This window comes from Actinomycetospora sp. NBC_00405 (genome assembly GCF_036044095.1).
GTDB lineage: Bacteria > Actinomycetota > Actinomycetes > Mycobacteriales > Pseudonocardiaceae > Actinomycetospora > Actinomycetospora callitridis.
The window spans coordinates 1,642,580-1,661,371 of sequence record NZ_CP107938.1; the positions used below are offsets into that span (position 1 = coordinate 1,642,580).

The following is an 18,792-nucleotide window of genomic DNA, read 5'->3' on the forward strand; positions in this document are numbered from 1 at the left end:
ACCCTCGTCACGTGGTCGTCGCGTGAGCGGGGTGCTGGAGAGCTTCCTCGTCATCACCGTGATCGTGGCCGTCGGCCTGCTCGTCGGTCGGCTCGGACTGCTGCCGGACTCGGCCACCGAGACGCTCTCGCGCACGGCGTTCTTCGTCGCCACCCCGGCGCTGCTCTACGTCACGCTCCTGCGCGCCGACGTGGCGCGGGTGCTCTCGACGGGCCTGGTGGTCACCGCGCTCGCGGCGCTGACGGTGTGCGCGCTCTACGTGCCGGTCGGGATGCTGCGGCGCAGACCGCGCGGCGAGACCGTGGTGGGGTCGATGGCCAGCGGCTACCTCAACGCCGGCAACCTCGGGCTCCCGATCGCGACCTACGCGCTGGGCAGCGCCGCCGAGATCGCGCCGTCGCTGATCTTCCAGCTCGCGGTGCTGACGCCGACGTACACGACGCTGCTCGACGTCGTCGCCACCCACCGTCGCGGGGAGCGGCCCGGGATCGCCGGGTCGCTGCTGGCGCCGCTGCGCAACCCGCTGCTGCTGGCCACGGCCGCCGGCCTCGGCTGCAACCTCGCCGGTCTCCGGCCGCCCGAGGGGCTGCTCGCGCCGATCGAGCTGCTGGCCGACCTCGCGGTGCCGGCGATGCTGCTGGCGTTCGGCCTGTCGCTGGCGCACGCCCAGCGGCCGGGCCGCGACGACGACGTCGTGTGCCTGTCCGCGGTGATCGTGCTCAAGAACCTCGTGCACCCGGTGCTGGCCTGGGCCATCGGGTCGGCGTTCGGGCTCAGCGGCCCGGCGCTGCTGGCGGTCGTCGTCAGCGCCGCCCTCCCGACCGCGCAGAACGTCTTCGGCTACGCCGTGCGCTTCGAGACCGGCGTGGCCCTGGCCCGCGACGCCGCGCTGCTGACGACGATCCTGAGCGTGCCGGTCCTGCTCGTGGCCGCCCTCATGTGAGTGAAGTTCCCGGCTATGGCCGGGAAACTTCACTCACGGAGGGGTCAGGCGGCGGCGAGGGCCGGCGCGGGCTCGGGCGCGGGCTCGGGTGCGAGTTCGGGCTCGGGTGCGCGGGAGTCGCGCCGGCGGCCGCGGACCTCGAGGCCGCCGGAGAGCCCGAGCACGGCGAGGCCGACGACGGCGAGGACCGCGCCGACGAGGGCGGGCGCGAGGTAGCCCAGGCCCGCCGCGATCACCATGCCGCCGAGCCAGGCGCCGAGGGAGTTCGCGACGTTCGACGCCGACTGGATCGCCGCCGAGGCCATGGTCGGCGCGTCGCCGACGAGGTCGAGGATGCGCGTCTGGATCGCCGGGCCGAGGGCCAGCGAGAACATGCCGGCGCCGAAGAGCGAGAGCACCGCGAGCACCGGGTGGTGCACGGTGACGACGAAGCTGACGAGCACCCCGGCCAGGGCGACCAGGCAGATGTAGAGGGTGGACATCGGCGCGCGGTCGGCGGCGCGCCCGCCGAGCACCGACCCCGCGGTCATGCCCAGGCCGACCACCGCGAGCAGCAGGGTGACCGTGGCGGTGGAGAAGCCGCCGACCTCGGTGAGCATCGGGGAGACGTAGCTGTAGCAGGCGAACATCGCGCCGAAGCCGAAGATCACCGCGGCGAGCGAGAGCACGACCTGGGGGTGGCGCAGGGTCCGGACCTCGCGGGTCAGGGCGCCCGGACCGCTGGCGGTCGGGTCGGCGCGGGGGACGAACGCGGCGACGGCCGCCACGGCGACCAGGCCGATGACGCCGACGACGGCGAAGGTCGCCCGCCACCCGGCCTCCTGGCCGAGCAGCGTGCCCAGCGGGACGCCGACGACGTTGGCGATCGTGAGCCCGAGGAACACCCGGGAGACCGCGGTGGCACGCCTGTCGCGGCCGACCATCGCGGCGGCGGCCACCGAGGCGGCGCCGAAGAACGCGCCGTGCGGCAGGCCGGTGAGGAAGCGGACGGCGAGCAGCGACGTCATGCCCGGCGCGAGCGCCGAGAGCAGGTTGCCGACGGCGAACACGCTCATGAGGCCGATGAGGACGGGGCGGCGGGGCAGCTTCACGGTCGCGGCGGCGAGCAGGGGCGCGCCGACGACGACGCCGGCTGCGTACGCCGAGATCAGGTGGCCGGCGTCGTTGATCGGGACGCCGAGGTCGCCGGCGACCTGGGGCAGCAGGCCCATGATCACGAACTCGGTGGTGCCGATGCCGAAGGTGCCCAGGGCTAGGGCGAGCAGGGCGAGAGGCACGGGGAGCTCCTCGAGGGGACGTGCGCGGGTTTTCCGTTCGCCGTCCACGGTTCGTGCGCTGGCGCCATAAGTCGAAGAAGATGCGTGCCACGGCGCATAAGCTGAGCTGATGCCGACCCTGCGCCAGCTCGAGTCCTTCGTCGCCGTCGTCGACGAGGGATCGTTCACGCGGGCCGCTGACCGGCTGTTCGTCACCCAGCCCGGCCTCTCGCAGCAGATCGCGACGCTCGAGAAGGAGCTGGGTGGGTCACTCTTCAGCCGCCTGCCACGTGCGGTGGCTCTCACCCCGACCGGGCGGGCGCTGCTCCCCCACGCCCGTGCCGCGGTCACCGCGGCCGAGCGCGGGAACGCCGCGGCGCGCCAGGTCACCGGCTCCGAGGGCGGCGAGCTGCGCATCGCGTGCGTCTACTCGGTGAGCCTGGGCCTGCTGCCCGGCGTCCTGCGCCGCTGGCGTGCCGAGAACCCGGACGTCACCGTGCGCCTGTTCGAGCACCGCCACGGCGACACGCTCGCCACGGCCGTCCGGGAGGGGCAGGCCGACGTCGGCGTCGGTCCGGTGCCGGCCCAGTGGCGCGGGCGCCAGCGCAGCCTCGGCACGGAGGAGATGGTGGTGCTGCTGCCGCCGAACCTCGGGGCCGACGACGTCATGTCCCCCGCGGGCGGCGAGATCGCCCTGAGCCGCCTCGAGCACGTGCCGTGGGTGCAGTACGCGCCGGACCACGCGCTGGCCGACGTGCTGGTCGACGCCTGCGAGCGCGCGGGCTACCGGCCCCGGGTCGCGGTGCGCACCGAGCAGACCGCGGTCGCGCCGCTGCTGACCTCGGCGGGGATCGGGCCCAGCCTGGTGCCCGCGGCGATCGTCCCGCCGGTGTTCGCGGGCACGATCGCGCGCCCGGTGCCCAGCGCCGACCGCGAGCTCGTGGCCTACACCGGGGCCGAGCCCGACGCCCTGACCACGCGGTTCCTGGGTCTCGTCGCCCGGGCGGCTGTCCTGATGCCCGACCACGTCGCGTCGGCGCTGTCGCGCTCGTGATCCCCTATCGGTGTGCTCCCCTCACTCGTGCTAGAGACACGAGCACGCACCCGCCACCTCCGGAGGTCACAGCACCGTGGATTCTCGCCCGACGACGGCCGTCATCGGCGGCGGCACGATGGGCGCCGGCATCGCCCACGTCCTGCTCGCCGCCGGCTCCCCGGTGGTCCTGGTGGAGGCCGACGCGGCCCGCGTGGACGCGGCGCGGCAGGCGGTGGAGGCGAGCGTCGACGGCGCGGACAAGCGCGGCAAGCTCCCGGAGGGCACGTCGCGCGACGACCTGCTCGCCCACCTGACGTTGCGCACGTCCGTCGACGAGCTCCCCGACGACACCGCGCTCGTGATCGAGGCCGTGCCCGAGCGCGTCGACCTCAAGCAGACCGTGCTCGGCGGTGCCGCCCGCGCGTGCCCCGCCGCGGTCCTGGCGTCCAACACCTCGTCGCTGTCGATCGGCGCGATCGCCGCCGACCTGCCCGGCGACCGCGTCATCGGCATGCACTTCTTCAACCCGGTGCCGGCCCAGAAGCTCGTCGAGCTGGTGGTGCACCCCGGGACGTCGGAGGAGACGACCGCGGAGACCCGCGGCTGGGTCGAGGCGCTGGGCAAGACCGCGATCGTCGTCAACGACGCCCCCGGCTTCGCCACCTCGCGCCTCGGCCTCACCGTGGGGCTCGAGGCCATCCGGATGGTCGAGGAGGGCGTGGCGAGCCCGGAGGACATCGACACCGGGATGCAGCTGGGCTACCGCTGGCCGATGGGCCCGCTGCGGCTCACCGACGTCGTCGGGCTGGACGTGCGCCTCGCCATCGCCGAGCACCTCACCGGCGAGCTCGGTCCGCGCTTCACCCCGCCGCAGCTGCTGCGCGACAAGGTCGAGCGCGGCGAGCTCGGGCAGAAGTCCGGGCGCGGCTTCTACGACTGGAGCTGACCGGATGGATCTCGGACTCGCCGGCCGGGTCGCGATCGTCACCGGCGGCTCGCGCGGCATCGGGCTGGCCTGCGCCCGGCAGCTGGCCACCGAGGGCGCCCACGTGGTGCTCGTCGCCCGCGGCGCCGAGGCACTCGAGCACGCCGCCGGACGGGTGCGCGCCGCCGGGCCCGCGACGACGGTGCTGCCGATCGCCGCCGACACCACCGACGACGCGTCGGTCCGGGCGATGGTCGATCGGGCGGTGAGCGAGCTCGGCGGGGTCGACGTGCTGGTCAACGCCGCCGCCCCGCCCGCCGGCGGGGGTCCGGTGCCGCCGCTGGCCGAGCTCACCGACGAGGCCGTGCTCGACGCCGTCGACACCAAGGTCGTCGGCTATCTGCGCACCGCCCGCGCCGTCGCCCCGCACATGACCGCGCAGGGCTGGGGACGGATCGTCAACGTCTCGGGGCTCAACGCGCGGCGCACCGGCTCGATCGCCGGGACGGTGCGCAACGTCGGCGTCGCGGCGCTGACGGCCAACCTCGCCGACGAGCTCGGGCCCCGCGGGGTCGGCGTCGTGGTGGTCCACCCGGGCTACACGGAGACCGAGAGGACCACCGGGATGGTGGCCGACCGAATGGCCGCCACCGGTCGCTCCGAGGACGAGGTCCGGGCCGAGCTCGCCGCCGGGACCAGCCTGCGCCGGATCATCACCGCCGACGAGGTGGCCGACGTCGTCGTCTTCCTGGCCTCGCCCCGCGCGATCGCGGTGACGGGCGACGCGATCGGCGCGGGCGGCGGCGAGCGGGGCGTCGTGCACTACTAGCCTGCCGGGATAGCAACGAACGGGCGGTTCGCTGCTTCTACGCGCCCGAAGTCCCCGTTGATCACGAGCACTGACCGGCCCCACACGTACGAACCGGCGCCCCCCTCGAAGGGGGACGCCGGCTCGTATCTGGGAGGAAGTGTCAGCTCGGGACCCGCACGGTCCCGGTCGTCCCACCGTCCGCTTGTCTCGCCCAGCGGCGTGGAGTCTGGTGTGGATCAGCTCCCGTGCGCGGTACGGCGCCGGGTCGACCGGGTCCTCGTGATGCGGTGCGGGGTATTCCCTGCGTCCAATCCATCACCTCTTCCCGGTCATCCAACTGGGTCATGTGCGCGGTGCGCTCATCCCTCAGCTCGTGTGATCAGCACCACAGCGACACCTCTGAACATACTCGCGCGAGGGGTGCGGTCAAGGGGTCCCACGCTCCATCGCGAGGAGCAAACGCTTGCGTTCCACGCCCGGTCCCCCACCGGAGGGAACGCCCGCCGCGGTCAGGACGCGGTGGCACGGGACGAGCAGGCTGACCGGGTTCCGGGCGTTCGCGGTGCCCACCGCCTGGGCCGCGCGCGGGCTCCCGATCGCGGCCGCGAGGGCCCCGTACGTGGTCGTCGCGCCGTACGGCACCTCGCGCAGCGCGTCCCAGACGGCGCGCGAGAACGGGGTGCCGGGCGGGTCGGCGGGCAGCGTGAACGTGCGCCGCTCGCCGGCGAAGTACTCGTCGAGCTCGCCGGCGAGGTCGTCCAGCGCGCCGCAGGTGCCGTCGTCGGGCTCGCCGAAGGACGGGTCGGGGTCGCCGCCGAGCTGGTTGCGGCTGCGCTGGTCGTGGACGTGCAGGCCGCGCACGGCGCCGACCTCGTCGTCCCAGGTCAGGGTCAGCGGCCCGAGGGGGCTCTCGATCACGCGGAAGCGTCGCGAGGGTGCCGTCACGCGTCCTGGTCTACCCACCCGGGTAGGCCTTGATCGTGCGTGCCATCGGAGTGAACTCATACGGAGGGCCCGACGCCCTTGAGGTCGTCGAGCTGCCCGAGCCCCACGCGGGGGCCGGCGAGGTCCGGCTGCGCGTGCGGGCGGCGGCGGTGAACCCGACCGACACCCTCGCGCGCGACGGGACGCGGGCCGAGCGCCAGCGCAAGGACCCGCCCCCCTACGTGCCGGGCATGGACGCGGCCGGCGAGGTCGACGAGATCGGCGAGGGCACCGACACCGAGCTCCACGTCGGCGACGCCGCGATGGCGGTCGTCGTTCCCGACGGGAGCCACGGGGCGTACGCCGAGTACGTCGTGGTGCCGGCCGCGTCGGCGGTGCGGGCGCCGTCGGGGGCGTCGGCCGTCGAGGCCGCGACGCTGCCGATGAACGCGATGACCGCGCGCCTGGCGCTCGACACGCTCGCGCTCGCACCCGGCCAGACGCTCGCCGTGACCGGCGCGACGGGCGCGCTCGGGGGGTACGTCGTGCAGCTCGCGAAGGCCGACCGGCTCACCGTCGTCGCCGACGCCTCCGAGGCGGACGAGCCGCTGGTGCGCGAGCTCGGCGCCGACGTCGTCGTCCGGCGTGGCGACGACGTGGCCGCGCGCATCCGCGAGAGCCAGCCGGGTGGGGTGGACGCCCTGGTCGACGGGTCGCTGCAGGGCGACGCGCTGCTCGACGCGGTCCGCGACGGCGGGAGGATCGCGACGGTGCGCGGTCACCGCGGCGCCGACGAGCGCGGCATCACCTGGCACCCGGTGCTCGTGCGCGACGTCGCGACCGACCACGCCGCGCTGGACGTCCTGCGCCGGCAGGTCGAGGAGGGCATCCTGACCCCGCGCGTCGCCGACACGATCCCCGCCGAGCAGGCGCCCGAGGCCCACCGCCGCCTCGAGGCCGGCGGCGTCCGGGGTCGCCTGGTCCTGACGTTCTGACCTCCGTGCGTGATCTTCCCGGCTATTGCCGGGAAGATCACGCACGGGGGCTCAGCCGAACGTGTCGACCAGCTCCGAGACGCAGAGGACGAGGAAGAGCAGCGCGGCGCCGCTCAGCAACGTCGTCGAGAGCCAGCCGTTGCGCCACTCGCGCGGGGCCCGCTTGCTGCCGAGCAGCCAGAGCAGCGTGATCGCCAGGAACGGCATGAAGAACGCGCCGAGCGCGCCGTAGGCGACGATCAGGACGAACGGGCGTCCGAGGAACAGCAGGATCATCGGTGGGAACGTCAGCCACAGCAGGTAGGCCCGGTACGGGACGCTGCGGGTCGCGTCCTCGCTGAGCTGGCCGGCCGCGGCGAGCTCCTCGGGCGTGCGCGCGACGGCCTCGCGCCGGGTGCGGACGAAGTCGGTGACCATGAGGCTCACGCCCTGCCACACCCCGAGCAGGGACGAGAACGACGTCGCGAAGAAGCCGACGAGGAACAGGGTCGCGATCACCGGGCCGAAGCGCTGCTGGAGGATCTCGTCGAGGTCGAGCAGGCCGCGGTCGCTCTCGACCAGCGCGATGTTCGCGGTGTACAGCAGCTCGGCGCCGACCACGAGCATCGCCGCCACGAAGATCCCCGTGGTGATGTAGGCGACGCGGTTGTCGAGGCGCATCACGCGCATCCACGAGCTGTCGCGCCAACCCTTGGCGTTGATCCAGTAGCCGTAGGCCGCCATCGTCACCGTGCCACCGACACCGCCGACGAGGCCGAGGGTGTAGACGGCCGACCCCGACGGCAGCACGGGGAGCAGGCCCGCGAGCATCGCCGGGACGTCCGGGAGCACCAGGATCGCCAGGCCGACCACGACGACGAACATGACGCCGACCAGCGCCGTCATGATCTTCTCGAAGACCGCGTACGACCCGAACCACACGAGCACCAGGCCCAGCAACCCGCACGGGATGCCCCAGGCCGGGATCGAGCCGCCGAACATCGCCGCGAGCGGCAGCGCCGACGACGTCATCGCCGTCGCGCCGTAGACGAAGCCCCAGATGACGACGTAGACGACGAAGTACACCGTCGTCCAGGGGCCCAGCGACCGCCAGCCCGCGAAGATCGTCGAGCCCGTCGCGAGGTGCCAGCGTCCCGTCGCCTCCGCCAGCGCGATCTTCACGACGACCCCGAGGATCACGGCCCACAGCAGCGTGTAGCCGAACTCCGACCCGGCGATGAGCGTGGCGACCAGGTCGCCGGCCCCGACGCCGGTCGCGGCCACGACGATGCCCGGGCCGACGATGCTCCAGCGGCGGGCCGGGTGCGGTGCGGCGGTGGAGTCGCCAGGGCCAGCGGTGTCGGTGTCGTCCGTCCCCCGATCGGTCATGCGGGGCAGTTCACCACGTTCCTCCCGCGTCACGGGAGTGTGCGATCGCCACGGCCTGCTCGGGCGTGCCACGCCAGGCGGGCCCGTGACCGGGCAGGAGCACGCCGGCGTCGAGCGGCGCCAGCGCGTCGAGGGCGACCGCGCCGCGGGCCGGGTCGTGGTCCCCCCGTCGATCACCGTCACGGCCCCGCCGTCGACGACGAGCACCCAGTTCACCGCGGACCCGCGCGCGAGGTGCACGCCCGCGGCGACCGTCTCGACCGTCACGGGGTGCGGACGCCGGCGTGCTCGGCCAGGAAGGCGGCCACGGCGGGCCGGGTGGCCTGGGCGCCCGGGCTGCCGAAGGGGTAGTCGAAGACGTGGTCGGCGTGCGGCACCTCGACCAGACGGCCGGGGACTCCGGCGTCGCGCAGGGCGCGGTCGTAGGCCAGCACGCGGTCGGGGAAGACGAAGTGGTCCGCCGAGCCGAGGACCACGAGCGTCGGCGGGAGGCCGGGGCGGACGAGGTCGACGGGTGACGAGGCGCGGGCCTCCTCGGGGTACTGCGCCGCCCGGCCGCCGAGCACGGCGTTCTGCAGGGACCGGTCGACCAGGCGCAGGTCGGTCGCCGGGTAGTAGGCCACGACGGCGCGGGGTGTCGGCGCCCCCGGGAGGTCGCCGTCCAGGATCCCCGCGGTCGTGCTGATCGCGAGCGTCGCGCCTGCGGACTGGCCGGCGAGCACGATCCGGGCCGGGTCGAGGTCCTCCTCGGCGGCGTGCGCGACGGCCCACGCCGCGGCGGCCGCGACGTCGCGCCGCTGCCCCTCGCCGACGGGCGACGGGGGCGGCAGGCGGTACTCGACGCTGACGACCGCGGTCCCCCGGTCGGCGAGCCAGCGGTTGAGCGCGGTGCGGTCGTCGCGCTCGCCGCGCACCCAGCTGCCGCCGTGGACCCAGACGACGACCGGGTGCGGGCCGGGGCCTGCCGGCCGGTAGAGGTCGAGGCGCAGCGGTCGGCCGAGCTCGTCGACCCCGTACTGCTCGGTGCGGTCCGGACGCCCGTCGGGTTGGCCGAGGACCGTGAGCGCCGCCCACCAGTCGACGTCGGCCCCCTCGGCGCGGGCCGTCCGGGCCTGGTCGACGAGGACGGCGCCGAGGCCGACCGTCGCGACGAGGGCGAGGGCGCCGACGACCACACCGAATCGTGCTGACCCGAGACCCCACGCCAGCGCGCCGAGCCCGACACCGGCGAGCGCCCCCAGCGCGGCGTGCAGGGGGTACTGGCCGGTGACGAACGACCCGAGGAACCCGATCACCGGCAGCCGCGGGGCGTAGGTGCCGACGGCCACGAGAAGCACCGTGGCGAGCCAGACCACGCCGACCACGCGCACCAGCCACACCAGCACCCGGTGCCCTCCTCGCCCGCGCCCGACCTCGATCACCTCATCACCCGCGCCGTCCCCTGTCGCAGCGAGCGTCCTGTTCGCTGCGTCTACGCACGCGGGTCCTGAGGTGATCGGTCGGCGGACTGAGGTCTCGCTCACGGCCCTCATGATCGAGGGGGATTTCCTGGCCCTATCGGCGTGCTGTATTGGGTGCCAGCGTGGACGCAGGGCTGGCACCCCCGTGGGCCGTCCGGCGGCAGGGGCTCAGCCGAAGGCGGCGGGGACGCGACGTCCGGGCGGGGCCGTCAGGACCCGGCGGACCAGGACGGCGACGACCGCCACCAGCGCCACGAGGGCCGCCACCACCACGGCCAGGGGCGGGCCCATGACCACGATCGCCCCGAGCGCCCACACCACCGAGACCGCGTAGGGCAGCGCGCCCGCGCCGCGGGCCACGACGGCCGCGGCGATCGCGCCGGTGACCAGCAGGATCAGCGCCCCGAGGACGGTCGCGACGCCGCCCGCGCCCGGTGCGCCCAGGAAGGTGCCGGTGGTGGCCGCGCCGACCACGGTCGCGACGCTCACCCAGCCCGCGTAGAGGCCGACGGGGCCGTGGAGCATCAACCGGTCGGCGGCGTCGGCCGCGGGGTGCGCGGTGAGGCGGGCCATGGCGACGGCGAGCACCACGAGCAGCGCGACGATGATCACCTGGGCGAGTACGACCGCCTGCGCGGAGAAGGCGAGGATCCAGCCGGTGTTGAAGACGCCCGAGGCCACGAGCCACCAGCCCGTCGCCCGGTGCACGGGCCGCGCCGGCTGGCCGGGCAGCACCTGGCGCACGGCGAGCAGCAGGATGCCCGCGTAGATCACGCCCCAGATCGAGAAGGCCGCGGGCACCGGCATGACGACGGTGGTGTTCTCCCGGGCGACGACGCCGACCGACAGACCGAACGCCCCCGACCCGCCGAGCCCGCCCGCCACGATCTGCAGCAGCGCGACCAGCAGCAGGGCGCCGGCCCGCACACGATCACCCACGGTGGCCCTCGTCGTCGGGGCGGCCACGGTCGCGGTCATGATCTATCCCTCCATCGTCGAAACTCTCGATGGTGGAGATTACCCGGATCGCCGCTAACATGCACGGTGTGACGGAGGCCGGTCGGCGCGAGCTGGTGGAGCTCCTGCAGGACTACGCCGACGAGGCCGGGCGGCTCGGCCACGCGTTCGCCGCCGGCCAGGGGCTGCACCGCACCGACGCCCAGGCCCTGCTCGCCGTCCTGCGGGCGGAGCGGGCGGGCGCCGCGCTGACCCCGGGGCGCCTCGGCGAGGAGGTCGGGCTCTCCTCGGGCGCGACGACGGCCGCGGTCGACCGCCTCGAGCGCCTCGGCCACCTGCACCGTGTGCGCGACGAGGTCGACCGCCGCCGCGTGACCCTGCACCACGACGCGGCCGGTGCCGACGTCGGGCGCGCCTTCTTCGGTCCGCTCGCGTCGCGGCTCGACGGCGTCCTCGCCGGCTACACGCCCGACGAACTGGCCGTGATCCATCGTTTCCTCGGAGAGGTCGTGGCCGCGGTCGCCGAGCACCGCGCCGACATGTCCGAGGGAGGGCCGTCCTGAGCTCGCCGCTGGCCGCGCGCGCCCGTCTCGGGGTGGTGGCCGTCGTCGTCCTGGCGGTGCTCGCGCTCGTGGTCACCCTCATCGTCGTGCTGTCGGACAGCGAGATCACCGCGAGCCCGCGCTGCACGATCACCGCCCCGCCCGACTCCCCCGGCCTGCCCACCACCTGGACGCTCACCCCGGAGCAGGCCGACAGCGCCGCGACGATCGTCGGCGTCGGCCGCAGCCTCGGGGTCCCGGACCGCGCGGTGACGGTGGCGCTCGCGACGGCGATCCAGGAGTCGGGGCTCGTGAACCTGCGCGGCGGCGACCGCGACTCCCTCGGCCTGTTCCAGCAGCGCCCGAGCCAGGGGTGGGGGTCCGAGGACGAGATCCTCGACCCCGTCTACAGCGCCACCGCGTTCTACACCGCGCTCGTGGCCGTGCCCGGCTGGACGACCATGGACGTCACCGTCGCCGCGCAGACCGTGCAGCGCAGCGGCTTCCCCGAGGCCTACGCCGACCACGAGCCCGAGGCGCGCCTCATGGCCGTCGCCCTGCTCGGGCAGGCGCCGGGGGCGTGGACGTGTGTCGACCTGCCGGCCACGCCGCCCGCCGACCCGGGAACCGGCGCCGTCGCGGAGCTCGCCGCCCGCGAGCTCGGGACGTCGCGGCTCTCCGGCGCCCAGCCCGCGGAGAACGGGTGGGCGCTGGCCACCTGGCTCGTCGCCCACGGCGAGCGGCTCGCGCTCGAGAGCGTCACCTACGACGGGCGGACGTGGACGGTCACCTCGGGGGCGTGGGCGTCGTCGGGCCCGGCCGACGGCCGCCTGTCGCTGCGCCGGATCGGGCAGCCGGCCTGAGGCGCCGGCCCGCATGTGATCGTGCGCCGTGAAGTCCGGCTCCCGGGAGGTCGGGAATCACCGCGCCAGCAGCAGGAACCCCGCGCCGACGAGCACGAGCACCGCGAGCACGACGAGGGTGATCCCGATCCGGCGCACGGCCGACCACGGCTCGTGCTCGCCCGCGCTCGGGCCCTCGTCGGGGACGTCCTGCGGCCGCGTCGCCGGCAGGCCGGCACGACCACCGCCGCCACCCGCCACACCCGACCCCGGGCCCCGGTCCCGCGTCGTGATCACGTCGGTGCGCACGGTGGGGTCGGGCGCGGCGAAGCGGCGCAGGTCGTCGGCGAGCTCGCGGGCGTCGTGGTGGCGCATCGCCGGCTCGAGGGCCATGGCGCGCAGCACGAGGGCGTCGAGGTCGGGCGAGATGTCGCGCACGTACTGCCGGGGCGGGACGGGCGACTCGCGCAGCCGCTGGGACGCCACCTCCACCGAGCTCGGGCCCTGGAACGGCGTCCGGCCGGTGAGCAGCTCGTAGAGGGTGCAGCCGACGGCGTAGACGTCCGAGCGTCCGTCGAGCGCCTCGCAGCGCACCTGCTCGGGCGAGAGGTAGGCCGCGGTGCCCATGACGACGCCGGTGCCGGTGAAGCCCTCGACGTCCGCGACCTGCGCGATGCCGAAGTCCATCAGCTTCACGGTGCCGTCGCTGCAGCGCATGACATTGCCCGGGTTGACGTCGCGGTGGACGATCCCGCGGTCGTGGGCGGCGGCGAGCGCCTCGCACACCGGCACCAGCACGGCCGCGGCCTGGTCCGGCTCGAAGCGACCGCGCTCGCGGAGCTCGTCGCGCAGCGTGCGTCCCTCGACGCACTCCATGACGACGAAGACCTCGGACCCGCCGGAGAACCCGACGTCGTGCACGGCGACGACGTGCGGGTGGTCGATGACGGCGGCCGCGCGGGCCTCGTCGCGCAGCCGGCCGCCGTACTCGGCGTCGCCCCGGAGCTCGGCCGGCAGCAGCTTCACCGCGACCGTGCGCCCGAGCTCGCGGTCGACCGCCCGGTGGACCTCGGCCATCCCGCCGCGCCCGATCAGGCCCTGCAGCTCGTAACGGTTGCCGAGTACGCGCGCCGTGCCCGCGTCCTCCCCCACGTCCGCGCTCACATCCGTCGCGTCCGTGCCGCGTCGCCGCCCCCGAGCAGGGCGTCGAACAGGTAGCGGTTGTCGACCATTGCCTGGCGCATGTCCTCGGTGTCGGCCCGGCCCTCCTCGACCTCGGTCGAGGTGCGGTGGGCGGCGCGGTAGCGCTCGACGAGGTCGGGGTGGTCCACCGAGATCATCTTGGCGCGCTCCTCGAAGCGCTCGACCGGATAGCCCCGCTCGCGCATCACCTGCTGGACGAGCAGGTCGGCGTCGCGCAGCCCCGTCGACGGGTGCTCGACGAACGTCGACTGCGCCGCCTCCCAGGCCTGGCCGAAGCGCTCGCGCTCGTCGCCGCCGAGCTCGCGCACCTCGATCTCGCGGCGCCGCTTGAGCCGCGCCCGTAGCTCGCGCTCGCCGTTGCTCGTCCCGTACTCGTCCACCACACGGTCGTACTCGTCGCCGAACTGGCTGCGCAGCGCCGCGCGACGCGACCGCGAGCGGCTGCGCGAGACGACGACGAGCACGATCCCGAGGATCAGCACCAGTACAGCGACCCCGACGATGATCAGGACCGGATCCATGCCACCCCTCCGTGCGCCAGCTCGGTATCGCTGACGATCAAACCATCGGGTGCCCAGCAGACCTCGGCGAGGAGCACCGTTCGGGTGACGAGTCGCCGAACGGTTCCCCCTCGCTACTCCCTGCGATCAGCCGCTCACGACCATCCAGCCCAGGACCGGGGTCGACTGGAGGTACACGAGCACGCACATGCCCGCGAGGAACACGATGCTCCACAGCAGCACCTTGCGGAGGATCTCCCCCTCGCGCCCCGCCATGGCCACCGCCGAGGCCGCGATCGCCAGGTTCTGGGGCGAGATCATCTTGCCGAGCACGCCTCCGGAGCTGTTGGCCGCGGCCAGCAGGATCGGGTCGAGGCCTGCGCCCCGCGCGGCGGTGACCTGCAGCGCGCCGAACAGCGAGTTCGCCGACGTGTCCGAGCCCGTGACGGCGACGCCGAGCCAGCCGAGCACCGGCGAGAGCACCGCGAAGAAGCCGCCGGTGCCCGCGAGCAGACCGCCGAGGGTCAGCGTCTGCCCCGAGGTGTTCATGACGTAGGCCAGCGCGAGCACCGCCATGACCGTGACGATCGCCGTGCGCAGCTGCACCAGCACGCGCCCGTACGCGGCGACGGCGACCCCCGGTCGGACGCGCAGGACCAGCGCGGTGACGATCCCGGCGAAGAGCAGGATCGTGCCTGCGGACTCCAGCCAGTTCAGCGTGAACGCCTGCGTCGAGACCGGGCGGCCGGCCTCGGTCATGACGTTGAGCCCCGGCCAGTTGAACTTCACCGTCGTGGCGCTCAGGGCGTCGTCGATCACGGGGATCTGCTGCAGGGAGAACATCAGGATGATGATCAGGTAGGGCGCGTAGGCGAGGACCACGTCGCGGCGGGTGTCCAGGCTGTGGTCGTCGTGGTCGGCGCCCACGGGGGCGTCGGTGCTGGAGCCGGTCCCGGTACCTCCCCCACCGCCGTCCCCGCCCGAGGACACGCTCACCGTCTCCCGCGTGTCCTGCGACGCGTCCACCGGGACCTCGGCCCGTCGCGGCGGCCGGACCCGCACGAGCAGCACCACCGCGCCCGCCGCCAGCAGCGCGGCGACGATGTCGGTGAGCGCGAGCGAGATGAAGTTGGACGTCACGTACTGCGCGACACCGAAGACGACACCGGCGACGAGGGCCACCGGCCACGTCTCCCGCAGGCCCCGGGCGCCGTCGACGAGCGCGACGAGGACGAAGGGCACGAACACCGCGAGGATCGGGGTCTGGCGACCGACCATCGCGCCGAGGGCCTCCTCGGGCAGCCCCGTCACCGAGGCCAGCGTGGTGATCGGGACCGCGATCGCGCCGAAGGCGACGGGCGCCGTGTTGGCGACGAGCGCGACGACCGCGGCCTTGAGCGGGCTGAACCGCAGGGCGATGAGCATGACGGTGCAGATCGCGACCGGGGTGCCGAAGCCCGCGAGCGCCTCGAGCAGCGCGCCGAAGCAGAACGCGATGATCACCGCCTGCACGCGCTGGTCGTCCGAGACCGAGCCGAACGAGCGTCGCAGCACGTCGAAGTGCCCCGTCACGACCGTCATCTGGTAGATCCACAGCGCGTTGATCACGATCCAGAGGATCGGGAAGAAGCCGAAGACGGCGCCCTCGGTACCGGCGAGGAAGGCCTGGGACACCGGCATGCCGTAGACGAGGATCGCCACCAGGAGCGCGACCGCCAGCCCGACCAGCGAGGCGAGCCAGGCCCGGACGCGGAGCCCGCCGAGGAGCACGAACAGCGTCGCCAGGGGGAGCACGGCGAACAGCGCGCTCCACGCGAGCGACCCGGCGATCGGGGTGTCGTTCTGGACGTACACGATCCACCTCCCGGCCCCGCGCGACCTCCGTGCCGCGTGTGGTGGCGCAGAGTGCCCCTTCCGTGTCCGTCTGTCGACACGAAGCGCCGAGAGAGGCCGAACGGCGGAAGTGTTGCGGTCGGATGACTCGTCTCGCGATCGCGCTCCGCGAGGAGCACCCTGCTCGCCGTGACCCCGACTCCAGCGACCGGGACCCCGACGGCCGACTCCGGGTCCTCCACCGACCGTCGCTTCTTCGGACACCCGCTCGCGCTGGGCAGCCTGTTCTCGGTCGAGCTGTGGGAACGCTTCTCGTTCTACGGGATGCAGACCGTCATGGCGTACTACCTGTACTACGCCGTGACCGAGGGCGGGCTCGGTTTCCCCGAGGCCTCGGCGACCAGCATCATCGGCGCCTACGGCGGGCTGGTGTACCTCGCGGCCGTGGTCGGGGCCTGGGTGGCCGACCGGCTGCTCGGCGCCGAGCGCACCCTGTTCGTCTCGGCGATCACGGTGATGGTCGGGCACGTCGCGCTCGCGGTCCTGCCCGGCGTCGCCGGCGTCGTGGTCGGGCTCGTGCTGGTGGCGCTCGGCAGCGGCGGGGTGAAGACGTCGGCGACCACCGTCGTCGGCTCGCTCTACGCCCGCGACGACCCGCGCGCCGACGCCGGGTTCTCGATCTTCTACATGGGCATCAACATCGGCGCCCTCGTCGGCCCGCTGCTCACGGGGCTCACCCAGGAGCTCGCGGGCTTCCACTGGGCGTTCGGCCTCGCGGCCATCGGCATGGCCGTCGGCCTCACGATCTACGCCCTCGGCAGGCGCGGCCTGCCCTCGAGCGCGGCCGCCGTCCCCGACCCGCTGCCCGCCGGCGCCTGGCTGCGGCCGGCCCTGGGCGTGGTGGTGGTCGTCGTGCTCGTCGTCGTCGGCTTCGCGACGGGCGTCCTGTCCGCGGCGAACCTCTCGACGGCCGTCGCGATCGTCGTCGTTCTGATCTCTATCGGGATCTTCGCGATCATGCTGACCAGCCCGAAGGTCGACGGCGACGAGCGCAGCCGCGTGCGGGCGTTCATCCCGATGTGGCTGGGCAGCGTGGTGTTCTGGTCGCTGTTCCAGCAGCAGTTCACCGTGGTCACGCTCTATTCCGATACACGTCTGGACCGGAACCTGTTCGGCTGGGAGTTCCCGGTCAATTGGCCGAACTCGATCCAGCCCTTCTGGGTCATCGTGCTCGCCCCGCTGTTCGCGCTGATGTGGACGAAGCTCGGCGACCGCGCGCCGTCGACGCCGGTGAAGTTCGCCCTCGGCGCCACCGGCATGGGCATCGCGTTCCTGCTCTTCCTGCCCTGGGCAGGCGGTACCGGCAACACGACACCGGTGCTCGCGCTGGTGCTGATCCTCATGGTCTTCTCGCTCGCGGAGCTCAACCTCTCGCCGGTCGGGCTCTCGCTCTCGACCCGCGTCGGGCCCGCGGCGTTCCGCAACCTCACCGTCGCGCTCTTCTACCTGTCGATCTCGCTGGGCTCCGCGCTCTCCGGCACGCTCGCGGGCTACTACTCCCCCGAGACCGAGGGCGCCTACTTCGGCATCACCGGCGCCGCGGCCATCGTCCTCGGGCTCATCCTGTTCGCCCTGTCGCCGTGGATCCGGCGGGCGATGCGGGGCGTGCGTTAGTCCTGCGGGTGTCAGCGGCGTGGCGCCGCAGACATTGAGTGTCCGATCAGGGGAGCACGCCGATAGGGCCACGCAGACGATCGCGACGCCGGTGCGCCTCGCCCAGGCGCTGCAGGGCTCGCCCGTCGCGCGCCGAGACGACGATCGCGGGCGTGAGCAGGACGGGGCTCGCCACGGTCGCGACGACGAGGGCGGTGCCCACGCGCTCGAGCGGGAACGCGTACACGATCACGACGCGCAGCACGCTCTCCACGAGCCACGTCGCGCCCCACACCGCGGTCATGCGACGCAGCAGGAACCGGAAGCGCGGCACCTCCGTCCAGCTCGCGGCGAACCCGGCCGCCCCCTCGGGGTGCCGGGCCGCGGCCAGGGGCTCGAGGTAGCCGTAGAACAGCGGCCGCCCGCCGCGGCAGCTGGCGAGCATCACCGCGCCCACCACCGCGAACACCACCGAGGCCTTGACCAGCAGCAACCGGGGGTCGTGCGTCACCAGCGTGAGCCCGAGACCGGCGACGACCAGCAGCGCGACGAGCACCGTCTGCGCCGAGACCCGACGCTCGTGCACCGCGGTGACCACGAGCGTCACCACCGACACCGACCCGGCCCCGATCAGCGCCGGCACCGTCGCGACTCCGCCCAGGCGCAGCACCCCGATCACCGCCAGCGGGCCGCCGACGTCCACCAGCACCGGTGCCGCCGACCGCAGGACGCCCCGCGTCCGCTCGTCCATGCCGACCTCCCCCCCTCGGACCGTCTTGTCGCCAACGACTTTGCATGACAAACTCGTCGTCACACAAGACCGATCCGAGGAGCAGACCGAGGAGCAGGCCATGGCCGCGTCACCGATGCACGAGCCGGAGGGCACGCTGACGCCCGCCGAGTCGCTGAGCCTCATGGAGGAGCAGGGACGCCGGACGCGGGCGGACCTGCGCCCCGATCCGCTGGGGATTTTCCTGCCCTGGGGCCTCGCGTACCTCGTCGCGTTCGGCGCGGTGTGGCTGACGGTCGGGCCCGGGGTGCTGCCACCGCTCGTCACGACGGTCGTCGTCGCCCTCGCGTTCGTCGCCGCCCTGACCACCGTGGTGCTGACCACGCGACGGACGTTCCGGGGCGTCGCCGGCCCCTCGCAGCGGGTCCGCGCGCTCTACGGGTGGAGCTGGCCGCTCGGCTTCGCCGTGCTGGGCGTCGCCAACAGCCAGCTCGTGGGCTACGGCGTGCCCGGGCCGGTCATCTCGCTGATCTGGTCGGGCTCGGCGCTGACCGTGGTCGGGCTGCTGACGATCGCCGGCGGGCTCCTGTGGCCGGGCAGCGGGCAGTACGCGCTCGGCGTGTGGATCCTCGTCTCCGCGGCCGCGAGCGTGGTCGTCGGCCATCCGGCGAACTTCCTGGTCCTGGCCCTCGCGGGCGGCGGCTTCATCGTCCTGGCGGTCGTGTCGCGGCTGCGGATGCGGCGGGGCGCGTGAGCACCGAGCAGCGGGACGACGCGGCCGCCGAGCAGGCAGCAGCGGCGGTGCCCGACCTCG

General features: G+C 74.0%; 18 protein-coding genes. 9 read left to right on the forward strand and 9 right to left on the reverse strand.

The window, feature by feature from the left end:
- Positions 1-22: 22 nt before the first annotated feature.
- The gene (locus OG774_RS08125; protein ID WP_328308356.1) at positions 23-943 is read left to right on the forward strand and encodes an AEC family transporter; all 921 of its coding nucleotides are present in this window, start codon (positions 23-25) and stop codon (positions 941-943) included.
- Positions 944-987: 44 nt separating this feature from the next.
- Here OG774_RS08125 and OG774_RS08130 read toward each other — a convergent pair whose 3' ends face one another.
- Entirely contained in the window at positions 988-2,220 is a 1,233-nt protein-coding gene (locus tag OG774_RS08130; RefSeq protein ID WP_328308358.1) for an MFS transporter, read from the reverse strand.
- Positions 2,221-2,329: 109 nt separating this feature from the next.
- Between OG774_RS08130 and OG774_RS08135 the strand changes: the two genes are divergently transcribed.
- The 3 genes from OG774_RS08135 (at position 2,330) to OG774_RS08145 (ending at position 4,989) form a co-directional block, all read left to right on the forward strand.
- On the forward strand, positions 2,330-3,253 hold the full coding sequence (locus OG774_RS08135) for a LysR family transcriptional regulator (protein ID WP_328308360.1): 924 nt from the start codon (positions 2,330-2,332) through the stop codon (positions 3,251-3,253).
- Between the two features lie 76 nt (positions 3,254-3,329).
- Positions 3,330-4,181, forward strand: a complete 852-nt coding sequence (locus tag OG774_RS08140; RefSeq protein ID WP_328308362.1) for a 3-hydroxyacyl-CoA dehydrogenase family protein — start codon at positions 3,330-3,332, stop codon at positions 4,179-4,181.
- Between the two features lie 4 nt (positions 4,182-4,185).
- The gene (locus tag OG774_RS08145; protein WP_328308364.1) at positions 4,186-4,989 is read left to right on the forward strand and encodes an SDR family NAD(P)-dependent oxidoreductase; all 804 of its coding nucleotides are present in this window, start codon (positions 4,186-4,188) and stop codon (positions 4,987-4,989) included.
- A 408-nt stretch (positions 4,990-5,397) separates the two neighbouring features.
- Here the strand turns inward: OG774_RS08145 and OG774_RS08150 are convergent, their stop codons facing one another.
- Positions 5,398-5,916: a methylated-DNA--[protein]-cysteine S-methyltransferase gene (locus OG774_RS08150; RefSeq protein ID WP_328308366.1), complete on the reverse strand. Its 519-nt coding sequence runs from the start codon at positions 5,914-5,916 to the stop codon at positions 5,398-5,400.
- Between the two features lie 35 nt (positions 5,917-5,951).
- Between OG774_RS08150 and OG774_RS08155 the strand changes: the two genes are divergently transcribed.
- Positions 5,952-6,890, forward strand: a complete 939-nt coding sequence (locus OG774_RS08155; RefSeq protein ID WP_328308368.1) for an NADP-dependent oxidoreductase — start codon at positions 5,952-5,954, stop codon at positions 6,888-6,890.
- A 51-nt stretch (positions 6,891-6,941) separates the two neighbouring features.
- Here the strand turns inward: OG774_RS08155 and OG774_RS08160 are convergent, their stop codons facing one another.
- The 3 genes from OG774_RS08160 to OG774_RS08170 form a co-directional block, all read right to left on the reverse strand.
- Positions 6,942-8,258, reverse strand: a complete 1,317-nt coding sequence (locus tag OG774_RS08160; RefSeq protein WP_328308371.1) for an Nramp family divalent metal transporter — start codon at positions 8,256-8,258, stop codon at positions 6,942-6,944.
- 263 nt (positions 8,259-8,521) lie between these two features.
- Positions 8,522-9,643, reverse strand: coding sequence for an alpha/beta hydrolase (locus tag OG774_RS08165; RefSeq protein ID WP_328308373.1), 1,122 nt, complete (start codon positions 9,641-9,643; stop codon positions 8,522-8,524).
- Positions 9,644-9,886: 243 nt separating this feature from the next.
- A complete protein-coding gene (locus tag OG774_RS08170; RefSeq protein WP_328308375.1) occupies positions 9,887-10,696 on the reverse strand; it encodes a tryptophan-rich sensory protein in 810 nt (269 codons plus the stop codon).
- 68 nt (positions 10,697-10,764) lie between these two features.
- On the opposite strand from OG774_RS08170, the gene OG774_RS08175 reads away from it, so the two are divergent.
- Positions 10,765-11,238 carry a MarR family transcriptional regulator gene (locus OG774_RS08175; RefSeq protein WP_442873959.1) on the forward strand — a complete coding sequence of 158 codons (474 nt, stop codon included), beginning with the start codon at positions 10,765-10,767 and terminating at the stop codon, positions 11,236-11,238.
- Positions 11,239-11,273: 35 nt separating this feature from the next.
- A complete protein-coding gene (locus tag OG774_RS08180) occupies positions 11,274-12,080 on the forward strand; it encodes a hypothetical protein (RefSeq protein WP_328308379.1) in 807 nt (268 codons plus the stop codon).
- A gap of 57 nt (positions 12,081-12,137) precedes the next feature.
- Here the strand turns inward: OG774_RS08180 and OG774_RS08185 are convergent, their stop codons facing one another.
- The 3 genes from OG774_RS08185 to OG774_RS08195 form a co-directional block, all read right to left on the reverse strand.
- Complete coding sequence (locus OG774_RS08185) at positions 12,138-13,223, reverse strand: protein kinase domain-containing protein (protein ID WP_328308381.1); 1,086 nt, start codon at positions 13,221-13,223, stop codon at positions 12,138-12,140.
- Positions 13,220-13,783, reverse strand: coding sequence for a hypothetical protein (locus OG774_RS08190; protein ID WP_274197192.1), 564 nt, complete (start codon positions 13,781-13,783; stop codon positions 13,220-13,222). Before OG774_RS08190 ends, OG774_RS08185 begins: the two co-directional genes overlap by 4 nt.
- A gap of 126 nt (positions 13,784-13,909) precedes the next feature.
- Positions 13,910-15,616, reverse strand: coding sequence for an L-lactate permease (locus tag OG774_RS08195; RefSeq protein ID WP_328308384.1), 1,707 nt, complete (start codon positions 15,614-15,616; stop codon positions 13,910-13,912).
- 168 nt (positions 15,617-15,784) lie between these two features.
- Between OG774_RS08195 and OG774_RS08200 the strand changes: the two genes are divergently transcribed.
- Positions 15,785-17,269 carry a peptide MFS transporter gene (locus OG774_RS08200; RefSeq protein ID WP_328308386.1) on the forward strand — a complete coding sequence of 495 codons (1,485 nt, stop codon included), beginning with the start codon at positions 15,785-15,787 and terminating at the stop codon, positions 17,267-17,269.
- 46 nt (positions 17,270-17,315) lie between these two features.
- On the opposite strand, the gene OG774_RS08205 is transcribed toward OG774_RS08200, so the two are convergent.
- The gene (locus OG774_RS08205) at positions 17,316-17,999 is read right to left on the reverse strand and encodes a VC0807 family protein (protein WP_328308388.1); all 684 of its coding nucleotides are present in this window, start codon (positions 17,997-17,999) and stop codon (positions 17,316-17,318) included.
- Between the two features lie 100 nt (positions 18,000-18,099).
- Here OG774_RS08205 and OG774_RS08210 point away from each other — a divergent pair, with 100 nt between their 5' ends.
- Positions 18,100-18,732, forward strand: coding sequence for a hypothetical protein (locus OG774_RS08210; RefSeq protein ID WP_328308390.1), 633 nt, complete (start codon positions 18,100-18,102; stop codon positions 18,730-18,732).
- Positions 18,733-18,792: the final 60 nt, after the last annotated feature.

What these genes read in the sequence shown, in the direction of transcription:
- OG774_RS08170 (WP_328308375.1), bottom strand. Translation starts at nt 10,696, where the DNA reads ATGACCGCGACCGTGGCCGCCCCGACGACGAGGGCCACCGTGGGTGAT.
- OG774_RS08160 (WP_328308371.1), bottom strand. Translation starts at nt 8,258, where the DNA reads ATGACCGATCGGGGGACGGACGACACCGACACCGCTGGCCCTGGCGAC.
- OG774_RS08135 (WP_328308360.1), top strand. Translation starts at nt 2,330, where the DNA reads ATGCCGACCCTGCGCCAGCTCGAGTCCTTCGTCGCCGTCGTCGACGAG.
- OG774_RS08190 (WP_274197192.1), bottom strand. Translation starts at nt 13,783, where the DNA reads ATGGATCCGGTCCTGATCATCGTCGGGGTCGCTGTACTGGTGCTGATC.
- OG774_RS08205 (WP_328308388.1), bottom strand. Translation starts at nt 17,999, where the DNA reads ATGGACGAGCGGACGCGGGGCGTCCTGCGGTCGGCGGCACCGGTGCTG.
- OG774_RS08145 (WP_328308364.1), top strand. Translation starts at nt 4,186, where the DNA reads ATGGATCTCGGACTCGCCGGCCGGGTCGCGATCGTCACCGGCGGCTCG.
- OG774_RS08210 (WP_328308390.1), top strand. Translation starts at nt 18,100, where the DNA reads ATGGCCGCGTCACCGATGCACGAGCCGGAGGGCACGCTGACGCCCGCC.